The following is a 24,435-nucleotide window of genomic DNA, read 5'->3' on the forward strand; positions in this document are numbered from 1 at the left end:
TGATGGACGGCCGTCGGCGCAACCCGTATGAACTGACCGAGGAGACCCCGGTCTACGTCATCTCGGTGGCGGCCCAGCTCTCCGGACTCCACCCGCAGACGCTGCGCCAGTACGACCGGCTCGGCCTGGTCTCCCCGGACCGCACCGCGGGCCGGGGCCGGCGTTACTCGGCCCGTGACATCGAACTGCTCCGCCAGGTGCAGCAGTTGTCGCAGGACGAGGGCATCAACCTGGCCGGAATCAAGCGCATCATCGAACTGGAGAACCAGGTCGCCGCGCTCCAGTCCCGCGTGGCGGAACTGGAGGCGGCCCTGGACGGCGCGGCGGCCGCCATGCGCCAGCGCGAGGCCGCCGTGCACGCCTCCTACCGCCGGGACCTGGTCCCCTATCAGGAGGTCCAGCAGACCAGCGCGCTGGTCGTCTGGCGGCCCAAGAGGCAGCAACAGCAGGGCGACTGACCGCCTCGGGCGGTTCGGCACGCGGGGCCCGCGGACACATCCGTCCACGGGCCCCTCGCCGTGGCCGCACGACCCGTTCTTTGCCGCCTCGTGAACTCCCCTTGGGTGGAGGGTCCGTAAAGGGTGTTTGGAGAAGTTTCCGCATTGCCTTCACGGGATCGACGGCGTGTGGTGTTGCGCAGTCGTTAAGTAAGTCTCCTTGACGTCGACTGTCGGGTCCGCGTTGTCTTTTCAGACACCTGGGTCGTATAGCAGCACCCACGTCCGGATCGCACCTGAAGTGAGCCCCTGTATGCGCCGTATCGCCCTGTCCGTGGCCCTGACCACGGTGACCTTCTCACTGGCCGGATGCGGCATGCTGAACGCGACGGGGGACAGCGCGAGCGCCGGCCCGACCAAGGGCAACGACCTGACGGTGGGCCTGCTGCTGCCGGAGAAGGCCAACACCCGCTACGACAAGTTCGACTACCCCATCATCAAGAGCAAGGTCGCCGACCTCACCGGGAAGCGGGGCAAGGTCGAGTACGCCAACGCCGACGCGGACGCGGGCCGGCAGGCGACCCAGATGCAGAAGATGATCGACGGCAAGGTCGACGTCATCCTGCTGGACGCCGTCGACTCCCACGCGATCGCCGGCGAGGTGAAGAAGGCGCAGGACGCGGGCATCCCCGTCATCGCCTACGACCGCCTCGCCGAGGGCCCGATCGCCGCGTACGTCTCCTTCGACAACGAACTCGTCGGCGAGGTCCAGGGCCGCTCGCTGCTGGAGGCGCTCGGCTCCAAGGCCGGCAGCGCCGCCAAGATCGTCATGATGAACGGCTCGCCCACCGACCCGAACGCCCGCCAGTTCAAGGAGGGCGCGCTCTCCGAGCTGAACGGCAAGGTGACCATCGCCGCCAGCTACGACACCGAGGGCTGGAAGCCGGAGAACGCACAGGCCAACATGGCGAAGGCGATCAGCCAGATCGGCGCCGCCAACATCGCGGCCGTCTACTCGGCCAACGACGGCATGGCGGGCGGCGTCATCAAGGCGCTGAAGGCCGCGGGCGTCACCAGCCTGCCCCCGATCACCGGCCAGGACGCCGACCTCGACGCCGTGCAGCGGGTCGTGGCCGGCGAGCAGTACATGAGCGTCTACAAGTCCTACCCGGACGAGGCCGAGGCCGCGGCGCAGATGGCCGTCGCCAAGGTCCAGGGCAAGGACATCCAGTTCGACGCGCTGACCCAGGACCGCGTCAACAGCCCCACCACCAAGAACATCCCGGCCAAGCTGGTCCAGGTGAGCGCCCTGACCAGGAAGAACATCAACGACACGGTCATCGCGGACGGCATCTACTCCGTCGGCGACATCTGCACCGCCAAGTACAAGGCCGAGTGCGGCGCGATCGGCCTGAAGTGACGCCGAGGTGACCCGGGGCCGTACCGCGCCACCCCCGTGAGCGCGGTACGGCCCGGTCAACGATGCCCCGGCCCGACGGGCGCCACCACCGTCATCTTGTTGCAATGCGAGGGGCGGAGCCTGGGAGATACCCGGACACAGCAGTGGTTAACGACCGCCGCGCCGTGGGGAGCCGTGTTGCGGAGCGGGTCGGCGCCACGCATAGTTGCGCTGCGGAAGAGGCAGCACACCGGGGGTGGAATGCGCGATGGCCGGGCGGAGGGCGGAGCAGCATCCTCACGGTGCCGACCGGCTGTGCGAGGCCGGGGACCGCGTGTACTCGCGGGCCGTGCGCCGCGGCCGGGTGCCGCGCACCGACGCCGAGGCGGTGCCCTGCCTGCTGGAACTGGCCCTGCTGCACCCCGACCCCGACGACATGGACTGGCTGGTTCCCACCTCCCCGCAGGAGGTGATGACCCGGCTGCTGCGCGGGGTCTACGACGAGGTGAGCGAGAGTCAGCGCCGGGTGGGCTCGGCGGTGGCCGCCGCCGAGTGGTACGCCGGTCTGGGGCGGCTGGACGCGCTCGCGGCGCCGGCCGGCGGCAGCGCCGTACGGGTGCTGGACGGACTGGCCCGGATCCAGGCCGCGATGGACGAGGCGACCCAGGCGTGCACCACCGAGGTGCTGACCGTGCAGCCGGGCGGCATCCGCCGGGAGGACGAGCTGACCGAGGGCCTGCACCGGGCGCTGGCGCTGCGCGGCCGGGGCGTGCGCATGCGCGACCTGTACACGCATGTGGCCCGGCACGGCCAGGGCCTGCTCAACTACCTGGAGCTGATGGGGGACGCGGTCGAGGCCCGGACCCTGGACGAGGTCATCGACCGGCTCATCCTCTTCGACCGCACGGTGGCCTTCATACCGGCCAACACCGAGCGCACCATGGCCCTGGAGGTGCGCCAGCCGGCGCTGGTGGAGTATCTGGTGACCGTCTTCGAGCGGCTGTGGCGCCTCGCCATCCCGCTCACCGCGCCGCTGCCGGACACCGGCATCGAGGGGATCTCGCACCGGGAGCAGTCCATCGCGGCGCTGCTCGCCGAGGGCCACCAGGACGCGGTGATCGCCGAGCGCCTCGGCATCAGCGTGCGCACCTGCCGCGCGCACATCGCGCGGCTCTCGGAGACGCTGGGCGCGGCGAGCCGTACCCAGCTCGGGGTGCGCATCGCGCAGGCGGGGCTGGACGGCAGCGGCCGGGGCCTGCCGGCGCCCGCGCGGGACGCCTCGCTATGACGGCTGGGCCTCGTCCGTGCCGCGCAGGATCTCCGACCGGCCGATGAGATAGCCGAGTTGGGCGCGGCTGACGCTGCCGAGGGCGGTGGACAGCTTGGCGATGTGCAGGCGTACGGTGCGTACGTTCATGCCCAGCCGGTCGGCTATGGCCGCGTCGGTGTGGCCCTCCACCAGGAGGGCGGCGATGGCCCGCTGGCGCGGGGTGGCGCCGTCCGCGGAGGGGCGCGGGGGGAGCCGCGGGTGCAGCGGCGTGGCCAGGTGCCAGAACCGGTCGAACACCGTCGCCAGGTACTGCACGATGGCCGGCTGGCGTACCTCCAGGGCCATGGCGCGGTCCCGGCTCGCCGGGATGAAGGCCACCGCCCGGTCGAGCACGAGCAGGCGCTCGGTGACCTCGTTCAGGGTGCGGGCCTGCACATCGCCGCGCAGGCGCTCGTAGCGGGCCTGGACGCTGGGGGCGTGGCGCATCGTGTGCTGGTAGAGGGTGCGGATCCGGCCGCCGCGGTCGAGCAGCGCCTGGTCGCGGTCGAAGGCGAGGGCGTGCAGTTCGGGGGGCGTGCGGGTGTGGGTGACGTGCGGCTGGATGGCGAGGAACTCCTCGCCGGTCTCGGCCATCGCCCGGCTGATGGCCTGGTTGATCCGGTCGATGCCGCTGTGCACCCGGACCACCGCGGGGCCGTCGGTCCCGGTGCGGGGCAGGTCCCGGGCCAGCCGCAGCAGCGGTTCGAGGCTCTGGGCGACACGGGCCTCACGGCGGCGTTCGGCGGCCACGCGCTCGGCGGAGGCGTGCAGCAGCTCCCGCAGCGCCACCGCGGCCGCCACGGGCTCCAGCAGGCGGGTGTCGGCGGCGGTCGGCTGGAGCAGGCCCAACCGCAGCAGGCAGGGCGCCGCTTCGGCCTCGGCGGCACCGATCCGGCCCTCGCGCACGGCGTGTTCGTACAGCGCGCGGCCCTGTGCGCACAGTTCCTCGACGCCGTGCTCCGGGTGCGGCGCGCTCGTGGTCATCGGCTCACAGGTCCCGGTCCAGCATTCCGGACTGGGCGATCAGGAAGCCGAGCTGGGCCCGGCTGCCGCTGCCCAGGGCCTGCGCCAGCTTGGCGATGTGGGCGCGGCAGGTGCGTACGTTCATCCCGAGCCGGCGCGCGATGGCCTCGTCCACATGGCCCTCGACCAGGAGTTTGGCGATGGAGTGCTGGACCTCGGTGATGCCGTCGGGCGCGGTCTCGTAGGGGGTGCCGGCGGTCAGCGGGACGGCGCGGTTCCACATGAACTCGAAGACCTTGATGAGGTACCGGATGAGTCCGGGGTTGCGCAGCTCCAGGGCCACCTGCTGGTCGTCGCGGGTGGGGATGAAGGCGACGGACTCGTCGCAGATGATGAGCCGTTCGACCAGCTCGTCGATGGTGCGGTACTCCACCTTGCCGCTGGCGAGCTGGGAGACGTAGCCGATCTGCTTGAGGTTGTAGCGGACCGTGTGCTGGTAGAGGGTGCGGATGTGCACGCCCCGCTCCACCAGGGCGGTGTCCCGCTCCAGGCCCTGGCGTACGTTGCGTTCGGTGAAGTGGTTGCTCGGCTGCACGGTGAGCACCGAGGAACGGCATTCGGTGGTGGCCAGGTCGAGCGCGGCGTTGATGCGGTCGTTGCCCTCCAGGACGGTGATCGAGTCGGTCGCCGAGGCCGTCTGGGTGCTCAGCGCGAGGAACGGCTCGAAGACGTCGGAGAGTTCGACGGCCCACCGCCTGCGGTCGGCGATCTCCCGCTCCAGGGGGGACAGCCGCTGGGCCAGGGCCACGGCCGGCGGCACGGGGCGCAGCCAGTCGGGGTCGTCCGGGTCGGGATGGAGCAGGGCGAACTCCATCAGGCACGGGGCCGCCGCCACGTCGGCACGCGAGACACGCCCGGCGCGCAGGGCGTTGGCGTAAAGTCGGCCCCCTTCGTCGCACAGCTCGGTGACCGCATGGGGATGTGCGGCGTTGTTCCGATTTGGTGTCAAATCTCCACCCCCCAGGGTCCTGAACATGCAGGAACATGATGCACTGATTGTGTGGTCATGATGTGCCTGAATGAGCCATCGTCTTATCCGACGGGGGAAGAAGGGGACCTTCAAGTGAGGACGAAGTCGACCATGGGCAAGAAGATGATTCGCTCGGTGCTGGTCGCCACCTTCTCCGCCGTTGTGGCCCTTGGAGTGCTGAGTGGCCCCTTCGGCGCGAAGAGCGACGTGCGCGCGGACACGAAGTGGCCTTCGGTGGCGACGCTCGACGCGAACAGCGTGGTGCGTGCGGACACCAAGTGGCCGACCGACACGAAGTGGCCTTCGGCGCAGGCGCTCGGCGCGGAGAACGTCGTGCCCGCGGACACCAAGTGGCCGACGGACACCAAGTGGCCTTCGGTATCGGGGAGCTGATGTGACCACGCCACCCGACGACCGCTCCTTCCGCCGTGAGATGGCCACCGCCTACCGCTCCGGCTGGCACTTCATCGATCTGGTGACCGCGATCCCCCACCCCGGGGACTCGCTGATGGTGACCGTCTTCGGTGAGCCGGTCGTCGTCACGCGCGACGAGGAGGAGGACGTCCGGGCCTACCGGTGCCTGCGCAAGCCGCGTGGGGCGCCACAGCCGGTGCGGTGTGCCATACGGTACGGAATGATCTTTGTGAATCTGGACCAGCGGGACCACCGGCTCACCGACCCGGTGGAGCCCGACCTCCGGACAATCTCAGCCACCCCCCGCAGTGCCTGACGCGATTCCCCCGTCGTAAAAGATCGCTCAGGTGCTTCCCCCCGCAGCGGCGTCACCGTGACCTGAACACGGTGACGCCGCTGTTGTTTGTGCCGACATTTCGGTCTCTGCCCCGGTCCTCACAGTGGCCGAAACTAATCGAACAGACCGGACGCCCGGTTCGTTCCATGGAGCGGCCGCGACCGGGGGCTTGCGCCCTCGCCGTCCGGTGTGGTGGGGCCGCCGTCCTTCACGTTGGGGACGTTCCGTGGAGGAGTGACGGACGATGTCCGCGCCCGGCGCGCGGCCGGCCCCCTCGCCCCGCCGTCCGCCCCTGTTCTCTCACCCCCGCCCCAGCGCCCGTTCCACCGTGATCTCGATCACCACGCGGGAGGGGTTGGGGGAGGGGGTGCGGCCGTAGCGTTCCGCGTAGCGGCGTTCGGCTTCGGCGACGCGGGCCGGGTCCGTGGAGACGCGGGCGCGGCCCTCCAGGGTGGCCCAGCGGCGTCCGTCCACCTGGCAGACCGCGGCGCGGGCGCCCTCGGGGCCGGCGGCCCGGGTGTAGGCCGCCTTCGCGCTGGAGCCGTTGCAGATCACCCGGGCGAGCCGGGTCCCGGGGTCGTACGTGACCCCGACCGGCACCACGTGCGGGCCCCCGTCGGGCCGGATCGTCGTCAGGGTGCACAGATGCCGTTCCTGCCAGAAGCCGAGATACGCGGCGTCCGGGGAACCCGGATCCACGGAGTAGGTCGCCATGCCAGGAAACCTAGCCCCAGGGCCGTGCGCGACCAGCCTTGAGTGGAATAGACTCAACTTTGGTTACGCTGGTTAAGTCAGCAGAGGGTTGCAGAGGCACGCCTAGGAGGAGAACGCGAACGTGGACGCCGAGCTGACCAACAAGAGCCGGGACGCGATCAACGCGGCCAGCAACCGCGCCGTGACCGAGGGCCACCCGGACCTCACCCCCGCTCACCTGCTGCTGGCTCTGCTCCAGGGGCAGGACAACGAGAACATCACCGATCTGCTCGCCGCCGTCGACGCCGACCAGGCCGCCGTACGCGCCGGTGCGGAGAAGCTGCTCGCCTCGCTGCCGAGCGTGACCGGCTCCACCGTCGCGCCCCCGCAGCCCAACCGCGACCTGCTGGCCGTGATCGCCGACGCGGGCGAGCGCGCGAAGGACCTCGGGGACGAGTACCTGTCCACCGAGCACCTGCTCATCGGTATCGCCGCCAAGGGCGGGGCCGCCGGGGAGCTGCTGCGGGCGCAGGGCGCCGAGGCGAAGAAGCTGCTGGAGGCCTTCAAGAAGGCCAGGGGAGGACGTCGCGTGACCACCGCCGACCCGGAGGGCCAGTACAAGGCCCTGGAGAAGTTCGGCACCGATTTCACCGCCGCGGCCCGCGAGGGCAGGCTCGACCCGGTCATCGGGCGGGATCAGGAGATCCGGCGCGTGGTGCAGGTGCTCAGCCGCCGGACGAAGAACAACCCCGTGCTCATCGGCGAGCCGGGCGTGGGCAAGACCGCCGTCGTGGAAGGGCTCGCGCAGCGCATCGTCAAGGGGGACGTGCCCGAGTCGCTGAAGGACAAGCGGCTGGTCGCGCTCGACCTCGGCGCGATGGTCGCCGGCGCGAAGTACCGGGGTGAGTTCGAGGAGCGGCTCAAGGCCGTGCTCGCCGAGATCAAGGACTCGGACGGGCAGATCATCACCTTCATCGACGAGCTGCACACCGTCGTGGGCGCCGGGGCCGGCGGCGACTCCGCCATGGACGCCGGCAACATGCTCAAGCCGATGCTGGCCCGCGGTGAGCTGCGCATGGTCGGCGCCACCACGCTGGACGAGTACCGGGAGCGGATCGAGAAGGACCCCGCCCTGGAGCGCCGCTTCCAGCAGGTGCTGGTCGCCGAGCCGACCGTCGAGGACACCATCGCGATCCTGCGCGGTCTCAAGGGCCGCTACGAGGCCCACCACAAGGTGCAGATCGCGGACAGCGCCCTGGTCGCCGCCGCGACCCTCTCCGACCGCTACATCACCTCCCGCTTCCTGCCGGACAAGGCCATCGACCTGGTGGACGAGGCGGCCTCCCGGCTGCGCATGGAGATCGACTCCTCGCCCGTGGAGATCGACGAACTCCAGCGCTCCGTCGACCGGCTGAAGATGGAGGAGCTGGCGATCGGCAAGGAGACCGACCCCGCCTCCCTCGCCCGCCTGGAGAAGCTGCGCCGCGACCTCGCCGACAAGGAGGAGGAGCTGCGGGGGCTGACCGCCCGCTGGGAGAAGGAGAAGCAGTCCCTCAACCGGGTCGGCGAGCTGAAGGAGCGCCTGGACGACCTGCGCGGCCAGGCCGAACGCGCCCAGCGCGACGGCGACTTCGACACCGCCGCCAAGCTGCTCTACGGCGAGATCCCGCAGCTGGAGAAGGAACTGGAGGCCGCCTCCGAGGCCGAGGAGGAGGCCGCCAAGGACACCATGGTCAAGGAGGAGGTCGGCTCCGACGACATCGCGGACGTCGTCGCCGCCTGGACCGGCATCCCGGCCGGCCGCCTGCTGGAGGGCGAGACGCAGAAGCTGCTGCGCATGGAGGAGGAGCTGGGCAAGCGGCTCATCGGCCAGGGCGAGGCCGTACGCGCCGTGAGCGACGCCGTGCGGCGCTCCCGGGCCGGCATCGCCGACCCCGACCGGCCCACCGGCTCGTTCCTCTTCCTCGGCCCGACCGGTGTCGGCAAGACCGAACTCGCCAAGGCGCTCGCCGACTTCCTCTTCGACGACGAGCGGGCCATGGTCCGCATCGACATGTCGGAGTACGGCGAGAAGCACAGCGTGGCCCGGCTGGTCGGCGCGCCCCCCGGGTACGTCGGCTACGAGGAGGGCGGCCAGCTGACCGAGGCGGTGCGACGGCGCCCGTACAGCGTGGTGCTGCTGGACGAGGTGGAGAAGGCCCACCCGGAGGTCTTCGACATCCTGCTCCAGGTGCTCGACGACGGCCGGCTGACGGACGGCCAGGGCCGTACCGTCGACTTCCGCAACACCATCCTGGTGCTCACCTCCAACCTGGGCAGCCAGTACCTGGTCGACCCGGTCACGAGCGAGGTGGAGAAGCGGGAGCAGGTGCTGGAGGTCGTACGGGCGTCCTTCAAGCCGGAGTTCCTCAACCGCCTGGACGACCTGGTGGTCTTCTCCGCGCTGACCAAGCCCGAGCTGGAGCGGATCGCGAAGCTCCAGATCGACCGGCTCGGCAAGCGCCTCGCCGAGCGCCGGCTCGCCCTGGAGATCACCCCGGAGGCGCTGGCCTGGCTGGCCGAGGAGGGACTTGACCCGGCGTACGGCGCCCGCCCGCTGCGCCGCCTGGTGCAGTCCGCGATCGGCGACCGGCTCGCCCGGGAGATCCTCTCCGGCGAGATCAAGGACGGCGACACCGTCCGCGTGGACCGCTTCGGCGAGGGGCTGCTGGTCGGCCCGGCCACCGGGAAGACGCTGTGACGCCCACCCGGTGAACGCGGCGGACCGTACGGGGGCCCGGTCCGGGCCCCCTACGGCACGTTCGCCTGCGCCGGCCGGCCCCCGCCCCGTCCCGCCACACCGACCCCCCGTTCGTTCACCGGCCCGCCGCCCGGGCACTGGATCATGTCAGCCAAAGACCGACAGGCCCCGTCAGGGCTTGCCAGGCCCCTCCCCGCATGGTGGAGGATGGCGGGATCCGTACGAAGGGAAAAACACGGTGAGCATCGACCCGTCCTCGATTCCGAACTTCGGGGGCCAGCCCGAGCCGCAGCCCCAGGGACCGGCCGGCCCCGTCCTCCCGGATCAGGACCTCGTGAAGCAGCTCCTCGACCAGATGGAGCTGAAGTACGTCGTCGACGAGGAGGGTGACCTCGCGGCGCCCTGGGAGCAGTTCCGCACCTACTTCATGTTCCGCGGGGAGGCCGACCAGTCGGTCTTCTCGGTGCGGACCTTCTACGACCGCCCGCACCAGATCGAGGAGAAGGCGCGGCTCCTGGAGTCCGTGGACGACTGGAACCGCCGCACCCTGTGGCCGAAGGTGTACACCCACACCCACGACGACGGCACCGTCCGCCTCATCGGCGAGGCGCAGATGCTGATCGGCACCGGCGTCGACCTCAACCACTTCGTCTCCTCCACGGTCAGCTGGGTGCGGGCCGCGATCGAGTTCGACAAGTGGCTGGTGGAGCAGCTGGGCCTGGAGCAGGACGTCGAAGGGACCGACAAGCCCGAGGACGGCGAGGCCGGCTCCGGGGAGTGAACCCCGGCGACCGCTACAGCGGCGCGTGCCCCAGCACCAGCAGATACGCGCCGTAGAGATACGACAGCCCGGCCAGGGCCGCGACCACCACGGCCGCGTGCCAGGGCCGGGCTTTCGCCGTGCGGACCAGCGCGCGGGCGGGCGGCAGCAGCAGCGGGAAGGCCGGCAGCAGGAAGCGCGGCTTGGACTCGAAGGTCCCGGACCCGGCGAGCACCACCAGCAGCAGCACCGCGCTGTAGACCAGCAGCGGCAGCGGGGGCCGCTCCAGGAGAAGCAGCGCGAACAGCACCACGCCCACGCCGACCAGCAGCAGCGCCACCGGGAACACCACCCGGCCGCCGTGCAGCAGCAGGACGCGCACGAACTGGAGCGAGCGGTGCCCGAGGTCGAACCGCGAGCCCCAGTCCGCCTGGACGTCGAAGTAGCCGTGCAGCAGATCGCCCCGGCGGTGGCCGACCCAGAGCAGGTACCCGGCCCAGCCCAGCGGGGCGAGCGCCGCGCCCGTCCACAGCCTGTGGACGACCCGGCCGCGCCGCCGCCACAGCTCCCAGCCGGCCGCGGCGAGCACGGCGGCGGCCACCGCGAACCCGTTCGGCCGGGCGAGCCCCGCGAACGCGGCCAGCGCCCCCGCCCACACCCAGCGCCCGGTCAGCACCGCGTACAGCGACCAGGCGGCGAACGCGGTCAGCACCGGTTCGGTGTACGCCATCGACAGCACCACCGAGTGCGGCAGCAGCCCCCACAGCAGCACCAGCGCGGTCCCCACGGCCCGCCCGTACACCGCGGTCCCGACGGCGTACAGCCCGGCCGCGGCCACGAGCGCCGCCGTCCAGGACACCAGCAGCCCGGCCGCGCCCCCGCCGAGCGGGCTCACCTCCGTCACCGCCCGCACCAGGGCGGGGTACAGCGGGAAGAACGCCATGTCGCTGTACCCGTGCCGGCCCAGGGCGTGGCCGTAGCCGTGGGCCGCGATGCCGAGGTACCAGACCGAGTCCCAGGAGCGGCCCAGCAGCGCCATGACGGGCCGCCCGGTTGCTTTGGCGAGCAGGGTGAGGACGGCGGCACCGGCGAGCCGCGCGCCGAGGAACAGTCCTACGGCGACGCCGCTCGCCCGCAGCAGTGAGGCACGGGCGCGCGCGCCGGGCGAGGGTTCGGGTGCGGTGACGGGCGGGGCGAGAACGGTGCTGGCGTGTGTCACACCTCCGCACTGTGCAAGGCCCCGGCCCCGGAAGCGAGCAGGGCACGGCCGACCGGCGGTGCCCCGTCCCTCACATGGCCCGCAACCGCGCCGCCGCCTCCCGCAGGACGTCCTCCTTCTTGCAGAACGCGAAGCGCACGAACGGGGCGCCCGCCTCGCGGTCGTCGTAGAAGACCGCGTTGGGGATGGCGACCACGCCGGCGCGCTCCGGCAGGGCGCGGCAGAAGGCGAAGCCGTCCTTCTCGCCGAGCGGGCGGATGTCGGTGGTGACGAAGTAGGTGCCGGCCGGGCGGAACACCTCGAAGCCCGCCTCCGCGAGCCCGGTGGCCAGGATGTCCCGGCGCTCGCGCAGGGAGCGGCGCAGGTCGTCGTAGTAGGAGTCGGGCAGGGCGAGTGCCTCGGCCACCGCGTACTGGAACGGGCCGGCGGAGACGTACGTCAGGAACTGCTTGGCCGAGCGGACCGCGCTGACCAGGGCGGGCGCGGCCGTCACCCAGCCGACCTTCCAGCCGGTGAAGGAGTACGTCTTGCCGGCCGAGCCGATGGTCACCGTGCGCTCGCGCATCCCCGGGAAGGTGGCGAGCGGGAGGTGCTCGGCGTCGTCGAAGACGAGGTGCTCGTACACCTCGTCGGTCACCACCAGCAGGTCCCGCTCCACGGCCAGTTCGGCGATCGCGGCCAGTTCGGCGCGGGTGAGGACCGTGCCGGTGGGGTTGTGCGGGGTGTTGATCAGCAGCAGGCGGGTCCGGTCGGTGACGGCGGCGCGCAGTTCGTCCAGGTCGAGGCGGAAGCGGCCCTCGTGCGGGCGCAGGGTCACCGGGACACGCCGGCCGCCGGCCAGCGCGATGCTCGCCGCGTAGGAGTCGTAGTACGGCTCCAGGGCCACGACCTCGTCGCCCGGCTCCAGCAGCGCCAGCAGCGAGGCCGCGATGGCCTCCGTGGCGCCCGCCGTCACCAGCACCTCGGTGTCGGGGTCGTACGACAGCCCGTAGCGGCGCCGCTGGTGCGCGGCGATCGCGGTGCGCAGCTCGGGGACGCCGGGACCCGGCGGGTACTGGTTGCCGCGCCCGTCGCGCAGCGCCCGCACCGCCGCCTCCCTGATCTCCTCGGGTCCGTCGGTGTCGGGGAAACCCTGGCCCAGGTTGATCGAGCCGGTGGCCGCGGCGAGGGCGGACATCTCCGCGAAGATGGTGGTGCCGAACTCGGCGAGCCGGCGGTTGAGCAGGGGGCGCGCGGTGGAGGTCATGCCGGTCATCCTGCGCCCAAGCTCTGGAGTTCCTCAACCCGGCTTTGACGGTCGCGCCGCGCGGGCATCCCAGGGGCACCGCGCGCGGCGCGGGAAGGAACGAGGCGCCCACGGGGGGTGGCTTCGGGGGACCGGGAGAAGGTGGCGCCATGGATCCGTTCGTGATCGGGCTGGTGGCAGTGTTCGTCCTGTTCGTCGTCATCGCGCGGGTGTCCGGCAAGGGCGGCAGGCGGGGCGGGGGCAGGGGCGCGGTCCGGGGCAGGGGCGGTGCGGCCGGCACCGCGGGCGGCAGCTGGTGGGCCGGGGACTCCGGCTCCTCGTCCGGCGGGCACCACGGGCACCACGGGGGCCACGGGGGCCACGGGGGTCACCACGGCGGGCACTCCTGCGGTGGCGGCCACTCCTCGTGCGGGGGTCACTCCTCGTGCGGCGGGGGTTCCTCGTGCGGCGGCGGGTCGTCCTGTGGAGGCGGCGGAGGCTGCGGGAGCAGCTGAGGCGGGCGGGCCGGACGGCGGTGCGGAGAGGCCACTGGGACGAGGGGTGCGGGCCCTCCGCGCCCGCGCCGGGCGTGCGCCGTGGTGGAACAGATGAGCTGTGAGCCCCCCCGGGGGATGGAATGCCCCCGAAGTTGGGTAAAAACGCTGTGGCAGCGCCTCTGTTCATGATTCCCTCTAAAACGCCAATGCAGCCAACGCAGCCCCCAGGACGTCTCGCGGACGCCTCGTACCGGCCGGGCCGGCTGGGCTGACACGGCCGATCTCCCCTCATTTGCGTGTTAGCGGAGCCGATCCATGCTCACGACCCTGAACACCAGTTACACCGATACGCGCGCTGCCGACCTCGCCTGGGCCCTGGGGCGCGAACCGCTCCCCGCCCTGGCCACCCTGGACCTCGAACTCACGGGCGCCAAACTCCAGTTGAGACTTCTCGGCGCCTCGCACCAAGTCCTCCTGGAGGAGGAGCGGGGCCTGTGCTCGGAGACGGTGGCCTGCATCCCCGGCTCCAGCACCCCGCTGCCGCTCGGCGTCGCCAAGCGCGTCGGCGACTGGGAGTACGAGTTCGCGGCGCGCGTCGAGATGCTCACCCCCGGCTCCTTCGCGGGCCGCGCCCAGGAGCTGCTCGCCCTGGTCGCCGACCACCCGCACGGCCTGGCCGGCGTCTTCCCCGGCAGCCCGCACGCCTTCACCGCGATGCTGGCCCAGCGGCACGACGACCATGTGCACTGGCGGACCTGGCACGCCTACCCGCAGGACGGCCAACTCGTCGCCACCCGCACCCGGGTGGGGGCGCGGGCGCGCACCCCCGAGCGCTCCGGGCAGCCCGGCGAGGACGCCTGGGCGGCATAAACCCGGACCGGGACAACTGCTCCCGGATCCACACCTTCGGGTGACGAAGCGTGCCCGTGAAGTAACGTAACGTCGCAGCGTGATCGATCCGCACGCTCCCGCGCCCCCGGGTGCCCCGCCCTCCTGGAGGGGCCCGGCACGGCTGCCCGTCCGGCCCGGCACCGGGCGGTTCCTGGTGCTCGCGTGCGTCTTCGTCTGCGCGGCCTGCGGGCTCGTGTACGAACTCGAACTCCTCGCCTTCGCCTCGTACTTGATCGGCGACTCCGTCACCCAGTCCTCTGTCGTGCTGTCCGTGATGGTCTTCGCGATGGGCGTCGGCTCGCTGGGCGCCAAACGGCTGCGCCGGCACACGGCCGCCGCGTTCGGCGCCGTCGAGATCCTCCTCGCCCTGGTCGGCGGGTGCAGCGCGATGGCCCTGTACGCCGTCTTCGCCTGGACCGGCGGGTGGGGCGGTCCCTGGACCGAGGGGCCCCGCTGCCTGCTGGTCGCCTTCTCGCTCGCCATCGGTCTGCTCATCGGCGCCGAGGTGCCGCTGCTGATGGAGCTGATCCAGCGCATCCGCCACCAGGACGCGGGCGGCGCGGTGGCCGACCTGTTCGCCGCGGACTACGTCGGCGCCCTGGTCGGCGGCCTCGCCTTCCCCTTCGTACTGCTGCCGTTCTGCGGTCAGTTGACCGGTGCGCTGCTCACCGGCACGGTCAACGTGGTGGCCGGCGGCGCCCTCGTCCTCGGCCTGTTCCGGCGCGACCTCGGCCGCCGCGCCCGCTGGACCCTGCCCCTCGTCGGCCTCGCCGTCCTCGGCGTGCTCGCCTCGGCCGCCGCCCTCTCCGGCGCCTTCGAACGCGCCGCGCGCGAGGCGGTGTACGGCCCGGACGTGCGGGTCGCCGTGCAGACCGGGGTGCAGGAGGTCGTCCTCGCGGGCGGCACCGACGGCCGCCCCCTCGACCTCTACCTCGACGGGCGGCTGCGCGTCGGCGGCCAGGACGCCCGCCGCTACCACGAGGCCCTGGTCGACCCCGCCCTCGCCGGACCGCACGCCCGGGTGCTGATCCTCGGCGGCGGCGACGGCCTCGCCGCCCGCGCGGTGCTGCGCCACCCCGGCGTACACCGCGTGGACATCGTCGAACTCGACGGACAGCTCGCGGAGTTGGCCCGCCGTGATCCCGGACTCGCCGCCGCCAACGGGCACGCCTACGCCGACCCCCGCGTCCGCCTCGTGGTCGCCGACGCCCTCACCCGGCTGCGCACCACGCCGGCCGCCTCGTACGACGTCGTGATCGCCGACCTCCCCGACCCCGGCATCACCGCCAGCACCAAGCTGTACTCCGAGGAGTTCTACGGGCTGGCCCGCCGCGTGCTCGCCCCCGGCGGCCGGCTCGTCGTGCACGCCGGACCGCTCACCGGCCGCCCCCGCGGCTTCTGGACCGTCGCCGCGACCCTGCGCGCCGCCGGCCTCGCCGCCACCCCCTACCGGGTCCTCGGCCACGACCCCGGCTTCCCGTCCGGGCCCGACCGCTCGGCCGGCGCCCCCGGGGCACCGCCCGACTGGGGCTTCCTGCTGGCCGCGCCCGGCCGCACCGCCCCGCCCCTGCGCCTGGACCCGGCCGCCCCCGCCGGCACCCTCACCCCCGCGGCCCTCGCCGCGGACCGGCGGGCCGCCGAGCGGACCCGGATCGGCGGACTGCCCGCCTCCACGCTGATCCATCCGCGGTACTGAACGGCCGCGCCCGCACGAGCCGGTTCCCGCGAGGGTACGACCCGGCCGCTCGTGGGTAGGCTCAGCCGACATGGAGCACCAGGTCTTCGTCCCGGTCCCGGCCGGCCGTCTCACCGCGGCACTCGCCGACCCCGCGCGTGTCGCCCGAGCCGTTCCCGGTCTCCAGCAGGACGCCGGCGCCCCGCCCGTCGCCGGCCGCCTGAAGCTGCGCGTCGGCGGACATTCCGTCACCTATCGCGGCACCGCGCGGGTGCACGCCCGCGAGGACGGCGGCTACGCCGTCGAGGGGGAGGCAGCCGAGGCCCGCGGCAGCGGCTCGGTCAAGCTCGCCCTCACCCTCCGCCTCGCCGGGACCGACGGCGGCACCACCGTCACCGTCTCGGGCACGGCCGACGCGACCGGGCGCATCGCGGAACTGCCCGCGGACGCGGTGGCCTCGGCGGCGACCCGGCTGCTGAACCGGTTCCTGGAGGCGCTCGGGGAGCGGACGCAGGAGGCGCAGGAGACGGGAGAGGCCCGGGAGACGCGGGAGACGGAGAGCGGGCACACCTCCGTCTTCGACACCGAGATTCCGCCATCCTCGCTCGACGCGGACAGCGACGACGAGGAGGAGGCGGGGGACGCGGAGGACGCGGAGGCGTCCGCGGGCGACTTCGCGGACACCGGCGTACCGCCCGCCGAGGCCGCGCACGCCCGGCGCACGATGATCGGCCGCAGCGCCGAGGAGGTCGACCACGCGCCGCCGCGGGGCCGTTATGCCCCGGTTCCGGCGCCGCAGACGGTCACCGCGAACCAGGCCCTGCGGTGGGCCGCGCCGGCCGCGGCGCTGGCGGTCGCCTCGGCGATCGTGGTGGGCAGAGCGCTGCGGAAGCGTCGTTGACGCCGTAGACGGTCCGCGGCGCCGCCGGCCCCGTCCGCGCGGCTAGGCCGCATATCGGACACGTCCCGGACCCGCCCGGGGCGGCTGCCCAGTACTGTCGCCTTGTGAGTGACGAAGACATCACGCTGACCGCGGGCGACGCGGAGGTGATCGTGCGGCCCGGGAACGGCGGCCGCATCGGCGGGCTGCGGGTCGGTGGCACGGAACTGCTGCGCCAGGGCCCCAAGTTCGGCTGTTTCCCGATGGTGCCCTGGTGCGGGCGCATCCGCGACGGCCGGTTCCTCGACGGCGGCACCGTCCGCCAGATGCCGCTCAACTCCCCGCCGCACGCCATCCACGGCACCGCCCGCGACGGCGCCTGGCGCACCGCGCGCGTCACGGAGAACGAGGCGGTGATCACGCACGAGCTGACGGACCCCTGGCCGCACTCCGGCCGCGTCACCCAGGTCGTCGCGCTCACCGAGGACAGCCTGACGCTGACGATGTCGGTGGAGACGTACGAGGACTCCTACCCGGCGCAGATCGGCTGGCACCCCTGGTTCCGCCGCAACCTCGGCGGCGCGGACGTGACCCTGGACTTCAAGCCCGCCTGGCAGGAGGAGCGCGGCGCCGACCACCTGCCCACCGGCAACCGCATCGACCCCGCGCCCGGCCCGTGGGACGACTGCTTCGGCATGCCCGGCGGCGTCGACGTCACCCTCACCTGGCCGCAGCAGCTGGAGCTGACGGTGGCCAGCCGCGAGGAGTGGGTGGTGGTCTACGACGAGCAGGCCGAGGCGGTCTGCGTGGAGCCGCAGACCGGCCCGCCCAACGGGCTGAACACCCAGCCGCGCCTGGTCACGCCCCTGGAGCCGCTGGAGGCGGCCACGACCTGGAGCTGGCGCCGCCTTTAAGCTGGGCGGCATGACGGACGTGCGTGCTGAGCTCCTTCAGCAGATCAAGGACAAGGCCGTGGTGCACGGCAAGGTGACCCTCTCCTCGGGTCTGGAAGCCGACTACTACGTGGACCTGCGCCGTATCACCCTCGACGGCGAGGCCGCCCCGCTGGTCGGCCAGGTGCTCCTGGATCTGACCGCGGACCTGGAGTTCGACGCGGTGGGCGGACTCACCATGGGCGCCGACCCGGTCGCGGCCGCCATGCTGCACGCCGCCGCCGTGCGCGGGCGGCGGCTGGACGCCTTCGTGGTGCGCAAGGCGGCCAAGGCGCACGGGCTGCAGCGCCGGGTCGAGGGTCCGGACATCACGGGCCGTCGGGTGCTGGTGGTCGAGGACACCTCCACCACCGGTGGTTCGCCGCTGACCGCCGTGGAGGCCGTGCGCGAGGCCGGTGCCGAGGTCGTCGCCGTCGCGACCATCGTGGACCGGGCGACCGGGGCCGCAGAGAAGATCGAGGCCGGCGCGGGTGTTCCGTACCGGTTCGCCTTCTCGAAGGATGAACTGGGTCTGGACTGACACGCTCCTTTGGCCTGGACTTGGGGGCGCCGCCAGGTACCCCCCGTCTGGTCGACGTGGACTCGGGGGGCGCCGTCCGGTACCCCCCGTCTGGAAAGATGGGGCCGACGACGACGTCACCCCCCAGGTTCTAGGTCAGGGCCGTACGCAGAACACGAACCCGCAACACAAGGAGCGGACAGATGCCCATCGCAACCCCCGAGGTCTACGCCGAGATGCTCGACCGGGCGAAGGCAGGCAAGTTCGCCTACCCGGCCATCAACGTGACCTCCAGCCAGACCCTGCACGCGGCGCTGCGCGGCTTCGCGGAGGCGGAGAGCGACGGCATCGTCCAGATCTCCACGGGTGGCGCCGAGTTCCTCGGTGGCCAGTACAGCAAGGACATGGTGACCGGCGCGGTCGCGCTCGCCGAGTTCGCGCACATCGTCGCGGAGAAGTACCCGGTCAACATCGCGCTGCACACCGACCACTGCCCGAAGGACAAGCTCGACGGGTACGTCCGTCCGCTGCTCGCCCTGTCGAGGAAGCGCGTCGAGTCCGGTCTCGCCCCGCTGTTCCAGTCGCACATGTGGGACGGCTCCGCCGAGACCCTCGCCGACAACCTGGAGATCGCGCAGGAGCTGCTGGAGCAGGCCCGCGCCGCCAAGATCATCCTGGAGGTGGAGATCACCCCGACCGGTGGTGAGGAGGACGGCGTCTCGCACGAGATCAACGACTCGCTGTACACCACGGTCGACGACGCGATCCGCACGGCGGAGGCGCTGGGCCTCGGCGAGAAGGGCCGCTACCTGCTGGCCGCGTCCTTCGGCAACGTGCACGGCGTGTACAAGCCGGGCAACGTGGTTCTGCGTCCCGAGCTGCTCAAGGAGCTGAACGAGGGCGTGGCCGCGCGGTTCGGCAAGGAGTCCCCGTTCGACTTCGTCTTCCACGGCGGCTCCGGCTCCACCGAGCAGGAGATCCAGACCGCGCTGGAGAACGGCGTGGTGAAGATGAACCTCGACACCGACACCCAGTACGCGTTCACCCGCCCGGTCGCCGGCCACATGTTCGCGAACTACGACGGTGTCCTGAAGGTGGACGGCGAGGTCGGCAACAAGAAGGCCTACGACCCGCGCACCTGGGGCAAGCTGGCCGAGGCGAGCATGGCCGCGCGCGTCGTCGAGGCCACGCAGCACCTGCGCTCGGCGGGCAACAAGATCAAGTAAGCGGTACGGCCACGGCGGGCCCGGCGTCCTCATGGCGCCGGGCCCGCCGTGTCGCCGTGTATGCCGGACCCGCCGTATCGCTGTATACGTGGGGGCATGCCCGATGTCCGGCTGGGCTCGTCCCAGGGCACCTGGATCCTGCTCACCACGGTGCTCGGCTCCAGCATGGCCATGCTGGACTCGACCGTCGTCAACGTGGCGCTGCCCCGCATCGGCCGCGAGCTGAACGCGAGCCTGGGCGCCCTGCAGTGGACCGTCAACGCGTACATGGTCACGCTGGCCGGGCTGATCCTGCTCGGCGGTTCGCTCGGCGACCGCTACGGCCGCCGGAAGGTGTTCGTGACCGGGGTCGTCTGGTTCGCCACCGCCTCCCTGCTGTGCGGCATCGCGCCGACCTCGGGTCTGCTGATCGCCGCGCGGGCCCTTCAGGGCATCGGCGGGGCGCTGCTCACCCCCGGTTCGCTGGCGCTGATCCAGGCCTCCTTCCATCCCGACGACCGCAGCCGGGCCGTCGGCCTGTGGTCCGGGTTCGGCGGGATCGGCGCGGCCGTCGGCCCCTTCCTGGGCGGCTGGCTGGTCTCCGGGCCCGGCTGGCGCTGGGTCTTCCTGCTGAACGTGCCGCTCGCCCTGCTGTGCGTGCCGGTGGCCCTGCGGCACGTGCCCGAGTCCGCCGACGAGGGCGCCCACGGCCGCTTCGACGTCCTCGGGGCGGTGCTCGGGGCCCTCGCCCTCGCGCTGCTGACCTACGCCCTCATCGAGGCGCGCGGCGGTACGGCGGCGGTGGTGGCCTGCGCGGTGGCCGGGCTGGCCGCGGCGGTCGCCTTCGGGTACGTCGAACGGCACCGCCCCGACCCCATGCTGCCGCCGGACCTGTTCGCCTCCCGCCAGTTCACGGCGGTCAACCTGGTCACGCTGTGCGTGTACGCGGCCTTCGGCGGCTTCTTCTTCCTCACCGCGCTCCAGTTGCAGGTGGCGGTCGGCTGGTCCCCGCTGGTCGCGGGCACGGCGCTGCTGCCCACCACCGCCTTGATGCTGCTGTTCTCCTCCGGCTCGGGCGCGCTGTCCGACCGCACCGGGCCCCGCCTGCCGCTGACCGTGGGGCCGCTGCTGTGCGCGGTGGCGATGCTGCTGATGCTGCGGGTCGGGCCGGGGGCGAGCTATCCGGTGGACGTGCTGCCCGCGCTGCTGGTGATGGGCGCCGGCATGGTCGTCCTGGTCGCGCCGCTGACCGCGACGGTCCTCGCCTCCGTCGACACCGCGCGGGCGGGCGTGGCCAGCGGCGTCAACAACGCGGCGGCGCGGGCGGCGGGCCTGGTCGCGGTCGCCGCGCTGCCGCTGCTGGCGGGGATGGGGGCGGACGCGTACCGCTCCGCGACGGCGTTCGACGCGGCCTTCCGGCGGGCGATGCCGATCTGCGCGGGGGTGCTGGTGGTGGGGGCGGGCCTGGCGTTCTTCCTGGTCAAGGGCAGGCCGACGGCGGACTGCCGCCATCCGCAGCGGCACACGCACTGCGCGCTCGCGGCCCCGCCGCTGGAACCGGACGGCGGCACCGGCCGTCGCCTCGGCACCGGGCCCCGCGGGACCTGAGCGAAGGACGACGCGCCCCGCCGCGACGACACCGCATACGCGAGACTGAACCCATGACCATTCACGAGAACCTGCTCGGCGGACCGCCCCCGACCCATCTGCCCGACGACCCGGAGCCCCGGGAGCAGCTCGCCGGGGGCACCGCCCCCGCGGAGGTCGCCGCCGCGCACCCCACCTCCTCCCTCGCCTGGGCCCAGCTGGCCGACGACGCCTTCGAGCGCGGCGCGGTCGTGGAGTCGTACGCCTACGCCCGCACGGGCTACCACCGGGGCCTGGACGCGCTGCGCCGCAGCGGCTGGAAGGGCCACGGCCCGGTGCCCTGGGAGCACGAGCCCAACCGCGGCTTCCTGCGCGCCCTGCACGCCCTCGCCCGCGCCGCCCGGGCCATCGGCGAGCAGGAGGAGTACGAGCGCTGCACCCAGTTCCTGAAGGACTCCTCGCCCACCGCGGCGCAGACCCTCGGCTGATACACCCCGTGTCACCTGTGTGGCCCGTCTGGCAGCAGGCGGGCCTTGCCGTACCCGGGGTGATTGCGGAGGATGCGAGTGGGGACCGGGGCCCCCGTGCCGGCATCGGCAGGGGCGGACCGCTACCCGGAGTAACAACAGGAGACAGCGATGTCCCAACAGGCTCACCCCCACGAGGCCGCTGAGCCCGAGACCCCGCATCTCGACTTCGCCGGTACCACGCCGTACGAGGACTACGTGCGCGCGGACCTGCTCACCCACCTCCAGCACACCCTCTCCGACGATCCCGGAGAGATGGTCTTCCTGGTCACCACCCAGGTGATGGAGCTGTGGTTCACGGTGCTCGTGCACGAGTGGGAGACCGCCGCGAAGGCGCTCCGCTCGGACGACGTGCCGACCGCGATCGCCGCGCTGAAGCGTTCCGTGCGCGAACTGGAGGCCCTGAACGCCTCCTGGACCCCGCTCGCCGCGCTCACGCCCGCCCAGTTCAACTCCTACCGCGGCGCGCTCGGCGAGGGGTCCGGCTTCCAGTCCGCGATGTACCGGCGCCTGGAGTTCCTGCTCGGCGAGAAGTCCGCGTCCATGCTCGTCCCGCACCGCGGCGCGCCCCGCGCGCACGCCGAGCTGGAGAAGGCGCTGCACGAGCCCAGCCTCTACGACGAGGTGCTGCGGCTGCTGGCCCGCCGCGGCCACGCCGTGCCGGACGCCGTCCTGGAGCGCGACGTCTCCCAGCGCTACGAGCCCTCGGAGGCCGTCGAACAGGTCTGGGCGGCGGTCTACTCCGGCGACCAGGACGGCGAACTGGTCCGGCTCGGCGAGGCGTTGACCGACGTGGCCGAACTGGTGTGGCGCTGGCGCAACGACCATCTCGTCGCCACCCGCCGCGCGATGGGCGCCAAGGCCGGCACCGGCGGCTCCGCCGGGGTCGCCTGGCTGGAGAAGCGCGCCCGCAAGAACGTGTTCCCCGAGCTGTGGACGGCGAGGTCCCATGTCTGAACTCACGCTGCGGGCCGAGCGGTTGGACACGGCGGACGCGCTGGCGCCGCTGCGCTCCCGGTTCGCCCTGGACGACGTGGTCTACCTCGACGGCAACTCCCTCGGCGCGCTGCCCGCGCACGTGCCCGACCGGGTGGCGGACGTCGTGCGCCGCGAGTGGGGCGAGCTTCGCATCCGCTCCTGGACGGAGAGCGGCTGGTGGACGGCGCCGGAGCGGATCGGCGACCGGATCGCCCCGCTGGTCGGCGCGGCGCCGGGACAGGTCGTGGTGGGCGACTCCACGAGCGTCAACGTGTTCAAGGCGCTCGTGGGCGCGGTGCGGCTGGCCGGTGACGACCGCACCGAGATCCTGGTGGACGCCACCACCTTCCCCACGGACGGCTACATCGCCGAGTCGGCGGCCCGGCTGACCGGCCGTACGCTGCGCGCCCTGACGCCCGACGAGGTGCCGGGCGCGCTCGGGCCGCGTACCGCGGCGGTGCTGCTCAACCACGTCGACTACCGCACCGGCGAGCTGCACGACCTGCCCTCGCTCACGGCCGCGATCCACGCCGCGGGGGCCCTCGCGGTCTGGGACCTGTGCCACAGCGCGGGCGCGCTGCCGGTGGGGCTGGACGAGCACGGCGTCGACCTCGCGGTCGGCTGCACCTACAAGTACCTGAACGGCGGCCCGGGTTCACCGGCGTTCCTGTACGTGCGCCGCGAGCTGCAACCGCGCTTCGACTCCCCGCTGCCCGGCTGGAACTCCCATGCCGAGCCCTTCGGCATGAGCCCGGACTACGCCCCGGCGGCGGGCGCGGCGCGCGGGCGCGTCGGCACCCCGGACATCCTGTCCATGCTGGCCCTGGAGGCGGCGCTGGACGTCTGGGACGGCGTGGACATCGGCGCCGTGCGCGCCAAGTCCCTCGCGCTGACCGACTTCTTCCTGGAGTGCGTGGCCGCGTACACCGAGCCGGGCCGGGTGGAGCCGGTGACGCCCGCGGAGCACGGGCGGCGCGGCAGCCAGGTCTCGCTGCGCTGCGACGACGCCGGTGAGGTGATGAAGCGGCTGATCGAGGCGGGCGTCGTGGGCGACTTCCGGCAGCCGGACGTGCTGCGCTTCGGTTTCACGCCGCTGTACACGACGTTCGCGGACGCGGAGCGGGCGGCGCGGATCCTGGGCTCCCTGTCGAGGTAGTCCCGGTGGGCGCCGGGGGGCGGCTTCCCGAAGGCCCCCCGGCGCCGCCAGGCGTTCCCGCCCCCGCCCCCGTACCCGCACGTCATCCGCCTGATACCGTCCCGCCAACGGCCGCCGTGATCATCCCGCCCGGCCGCCGAACGCCGCCCCGTCGATGAGAGGTTGGAGCATGCCGGACGCAGCCGCAGCAGCCCGTGCCGCCGCCGAGGAAGAGTCCGCGTTCTCGCACGCCCCCGTCGCGCCCGACGCCACCGCGGCCTACGGCTCCCACCCCGACCAGGTGATCGACTTCTACGCGCCGCGCACGGCGGGGGACACCCCGGCCCCGCTGGTCGTCGTCCTGCACGGCGGTGCCTGGCGCGCCCGCTTCGACCGTCAACACGCCACGCCCTTCGCGGACTTCCTGGCCCGCAGGGGCTTCGCGGTGGCCAACGTCGAGTACCGGCGCGGTGGTGACACCGAGAACGAGAGCGAGGGTGCCACCCCGCCCGCCGGCCGCTGGCCGGACACCTTCGCGGACGTGGCCGCCGCCCTGGACGCCCTGCCGGACCTGGTCCGCGAGGCGCTGCCGGACGCCGATCGGCGCCGTACCGTCCTCACCGGCCACTCGGCCGGCGGCCACCTCGCCCTGTGGGCCGCGGCCCGGCACGTCCTGCCCGCCGACTCGCCCTGGCGCACCCCCGAACCCGCCCCGCTGCGCGGCGTCGTCGCCCTCGCCCCGCTGGCCGACCTGGCGGTGGCCGAGGAACTGGGCGCCTGCGAGCACGCGTCCGTGCAACTCCTCGGCGGACCCGAGCACTTCGAGGAACGACGGCCGTACGCCGATCCCGTCCTCCTCCTGCCGACGGGCATCGCCACCACCGTCGTCCAGGGCCGCGCCGACCTGGTCGTGCCGCAGGAGGTGGCCGAGTCGTACGCGGACGCCGCCGCCAAGGCGGGGGAGGTGGTGGGTCTGACGCTGCTGGCGGACGTCGGCCACTTCCCGCTGATCGACCCGGCGGCGGACGCCTGCGCGGTCGTCGCGGAGGAGATAGCCCAGCTCGCCTGGTGAGCCCCGGGCG

General features: G+C 72.8%; 23 protein-coding genes. 18 read left to right on the top strand and 5 right to left on the bottom strand.

Annotated features, from left to right (window positions below):
• The first annotated feature begins 2 nt into the window (after positions 1–2).
• The 3 genes from HZZ00_RS00905 to HZZ00_RS00915 all read left to right on the top strand — a co-directional run bounded on the left by HZZ00_RS00905 (position 3) and on the right by HZZ00_RS00915 (position 3,124).
• Positions 3–458 (top strand): heat shock protein transcriptional repressor HspR, encoded by a 456-nt coding sequence (locus HZZ00_RS00905; protein ID WP_070024515.1) that lies wholly within the window; start codon positions 3–5, stop codon positions 456–458.
• A gap of 292 nt (positions 459–750) precedes the next feature.
• Positions 751–1,857, top strand: a complete 1,107-nt coding sequence (locus HZZ00_RS00910) for a sugar ABC transporter substrate-binding protein (RefSeq protein ID WP_180330424.1) — start codon at positions 751–753, stop codon at positions 1,855–1,857.
• 247 nt (positions 1,858–2,104) lie between these two features.
• Positions 2,105–3,124 carry a helix-turn-helix transcriptional regulator gene (locus HZZ00_RS00915; RefSeq protein ID WP_070024221.1) on the top strand — a complete coding sequence of 340 codons (1,020 nt, stop codon included), beginning with the start codon at positions 2,105–2,107 and terminating at the stop codon, positions 3,122–3,124.
• Here HZZ00_RS00915 and HZZ00_RS00920 read toward each other — a convergent pair.
• Both HZZ00_RS00920 and HZZ00_RS00925 read right to left on the bottom strand, forming a co-directional pair.
• Positions 3,119–4,129, bottom strand: a complete 1,011-nt coding sequence (locus tag HZZ00_RS00920; protein ID WP_180330425.1) for a helix-turn-helix transcriptional regulator — start codon at positions 4,127–4,129, stop codon at positions 3,119–3,121. The two genes, HZZ00_RS00915 and HZZ00_RS00920, sit on opposite strands and share 6 nt — an antisense overlap.
• 4 nt (positions 4,130–4,133) lie before the next feature.
• Complete coding sequence (locus tag HZZ00_RS00925) at positions 4,134–5,144, bottom strand: helix-turn-helix transcriptional regulator (RefSeq protein ID WP_071828468.1); 1,011 nt, start codon at positions 5,142–5,144, stop codon at positions 4,134–4,136.
• A 105-nt stretch (positions 5,145–5,249) separates the two neighbouring features.
• Between HZZ00_RS00925 and HZZ00_RS00930 the strand changes: the two genes are divergently transcribed.
• Both HZZ00_RS00930 and HZZ00_RS00935 read left to right on the top strand, forming a co-directional pair.
• Positions 5,250–5,531, top strand: coding sequence for a hypothetical protein (locus HZZ00_RS00930; RefSeq protein WP_257585588.1), 282 nt, complete (start codon positions 5,250–5,252; stop codon positions 5,529–5,531).
• Position 5,532: 1 nt separating this feature from the next.
• Positions 5,533–5,868 carry a hypothetical protein gene (locus tag HZZ00_RS00935; protein WP_070024214.1) on the top strand — a complete coding sequence of 112 codons (336 nt, stop codon included), beginning with the start codon at positions 5,533–5,535 and terminating at the stop codon, positions 5,866–5,868.
• Positions 5,869–6,189: 321 nt separating this feature from the next.
• On the opposite strand, the gene HZZ00_RS00940 is transcribed toward HZZ00_RS00935, so the two are convergent.
• A complete protein-coding gene (locus HZZ00_RS00940; RefSeq protein WP_180330426.1) occupies positions 6,190–6,603 on the bottom strand; it encodes a pyridoxamine 5'-phosphate oxidase family protein in 414 nt (137 codons plus the stop codon).
• Between the two features lie 121 nt (positions 6,604–6,724).
• Here HZZ00_RS00940 and clpB point away from each other — a divergent pair, with 121 nt between their 5' ends.
• Both clpB and HZZ00_RS00950 read left to right on the top strand, forming a co-directional pair.
• Positions 6,725–9,322, top strand: a complete 2,598-nt coding sequence (gene clpB / locus HZZ00_RS00945; RefSeq protein WP_180330427.1) for an ATP-dependent chaperone ClpB — start codon at positions 6,725–6,727, stop codon at positions 9,320–9,322.
• A gap of 238 nt (positions 9,323–9,560) precedes the next feature.
• Positions 9,561–10,103 (top strand): YbjN domain-containing protein, encoded by a 543-nt coding sequence (locus tag HZZ00_RS00950; RefSeq protein WP_180330428.1) that lies wholly within the window; start codon positions 9,561–9,563, stop codon positions 10,101–10,103.
• A 13-nt stretch (positions 10,104–10,116) separates the two neighbouring features.
• Here the strand turns inward: HZZ00_RS00950 and HZZ00_RS00955 are convergent, their stop codons facing one another.
• Together HZZ00_RS00955 and HZZ00_RS00960 are read right to left on the bottom strand one after the other, a co-directional pair.
• Complete coding sequence (locus tag HZZ00_RS00955) at positions 10,117–11,301, bottom strand: mannosyltransferase family protein (protein WP_180330429.1); 1,185 nt, start codon at positions 11,299–11,301, stop codon at positions 10,117–10,119.
• 70 nt (positions 11,302–11,371) lie between these two features.
• Positions 11,372–12,556: a pyridoxal phosphate-dependent aminotransferase gene (locus HZZ00_RS00960; RefSeq protein ID WP_180330430.1), complete on the bottom strand. Its 1,185-nt coding sequence runs from the start codon at positions 12,554–12,556 to the stop codon at positions 11,372–11,374.
• Positions 12,557–13,338: 782 nt separating this feature from the next.
• Between HZZ00_RS00960 and HZZ00_RS00965 the strand changes: the two genes are divergently transcribed.
• From HZZ00_RS00965 to HZZ00_RS01015, 11 genes are all read left to right on the top strand, one after another.
• Positions 13,339–13,893, top strand: coding sequence for a DUF2617 family protein (locus HZZ00_RS00965; protein ID WP_070024200.1), 555 nt, complete (start codon positions 13,339–13,341; stop codon positions 13,891–13,893).
• A 79-nt stretch (positions 13,894–13,972) separates the two neighbouring features.
• Entirely contained in the window at positions 13,973–15,610 is a 1,638-nt protein-coding gene (locus HZZ00_RS00970) for a polyamine aminopropyltransferase (RefSeq protein ID WP_180330431.1), read from the top strand.
• A gap of 70 nt (positions 15,611–15,680) precedes the next feature.
• Positions 15,681–16,490 (top strand): SRPBCC family protein, encoded by an 810-nt coding sequence (locus HZZ00_RS00975; protein WP_180330432.1) that lies wholly within the window; start codon positions 15,681–15,683, stop codon positions 16,488–16,490.
• 104 nt (positions 16,491–16,594) lie between these two features.
• Positions 16,595–17,383 carry an aldose 1-epimerase gene (locus HZZ00_RS00980; RefSeq protein ID WP_180330433.1) on the top strand — a complete coding sequence of 263 codons (789 nt, stop codon included), beginning with the start codon at positions 16,595–16,597 and terminating at the stop codon, positions 17,381–17,383.
• A 10-nt stretch (positions 17,384–17,393) separates the two neighbouring features.
• On the top strand, positions 17,394–17,942 hold the full coding sequence (gene pyrE, locus HZZ00_RS00985) for an orotate phosphoribosyltransferase (protein WP_180330434.1): 549 nt from the start codon (positions 17,394–17,396) through the stop codon (positions 17,940–17,942).
• Positions 17,943–18,124: 182 nt separating this feature from the next.
• Complete coding sequence (gene fbaA / locus HZZ00_RS00990; RefSeq protein WP_180330435.1) at positions 18,125–19,147, top strand: class II fructose-bisphosphate aldolase; 1,023 nt, start codon at positions 18,125–18,127, stop codon at positions 19,145–19,147.
• Positions 19,148–19,243: 96 nt separating this feature from the next.
• A complete protein-coding gene (locus HZZ00_RS00995) occupies positions 19,244–20,734 on the top strand; it encodes an MFS transporter (RefSeq protein ID WP_180330436.1) in 1,491 nt (496 codons plus the stop codon).
• A 53-nt stretch (positions 20,735–20,787) separates the two neighbouring features.
• Positions 20,788–21,201, top strand: a complete 414-nt coding sequence (locus HZZ00_RS01000) for a DUF3151 domain-containing protein (protein WP_180330437.1) — start codon at positions 20,788–20,790, stop codon at positions 21,199–21,201.
• A gap of 150 nt (positions 21,202–21,351) precedes the next feature.
• Positions 21,352–22,197 (top strand): tryptophan 2,3-dioxygenase family protein, encoded by an 846-nt coding sequence (locus HZZ00_RS01005; protein WP_180330438.1) that lies wholly within the window; start codon positions 21,352–21,354, stop codon positions 22,195–22,197.
• Complete coding sequence (gene kynU, locus HZZ00_RS01010; protein ID WP_180330439.1) at positions 22,190–23,374, top strand: kynureninase; 1,185 nt, start codon at positions 22,190–22,192, stop codon at positions 23,372–23,374. The genes HZZ00_RS01005 and kynU overlap by 8 nt, the downstream gene beginning before the upstream one ends.
• Before the next feature lie 169 nt (positions 23,375–23,543).
• On the top strand, positions 23,544–24,425 hold the full coding sequence (locus tag HZZ00_RS01015; RefSeq protein ID WP_180330440.1) for a S9 family peptidase: 882 nt from the start codon (positions 23,544–23,546) through the stop codon (positions 24,423–24,425).
• The last annotated feature ends 10 nt before the right edge of the window (positions 24,426–24,435 follow it).

The sequence above is a fragment of the Streptomyces sp. NEAU-sy36 genome, assembly GCF_013423905.1.
Taxonomy (GTDB): Bacteria; Actinomycetota; Actinomycetes; order Streptomycetales; family Streptomycetaceae; genus Streptomyces; species Streptomyces misionensis.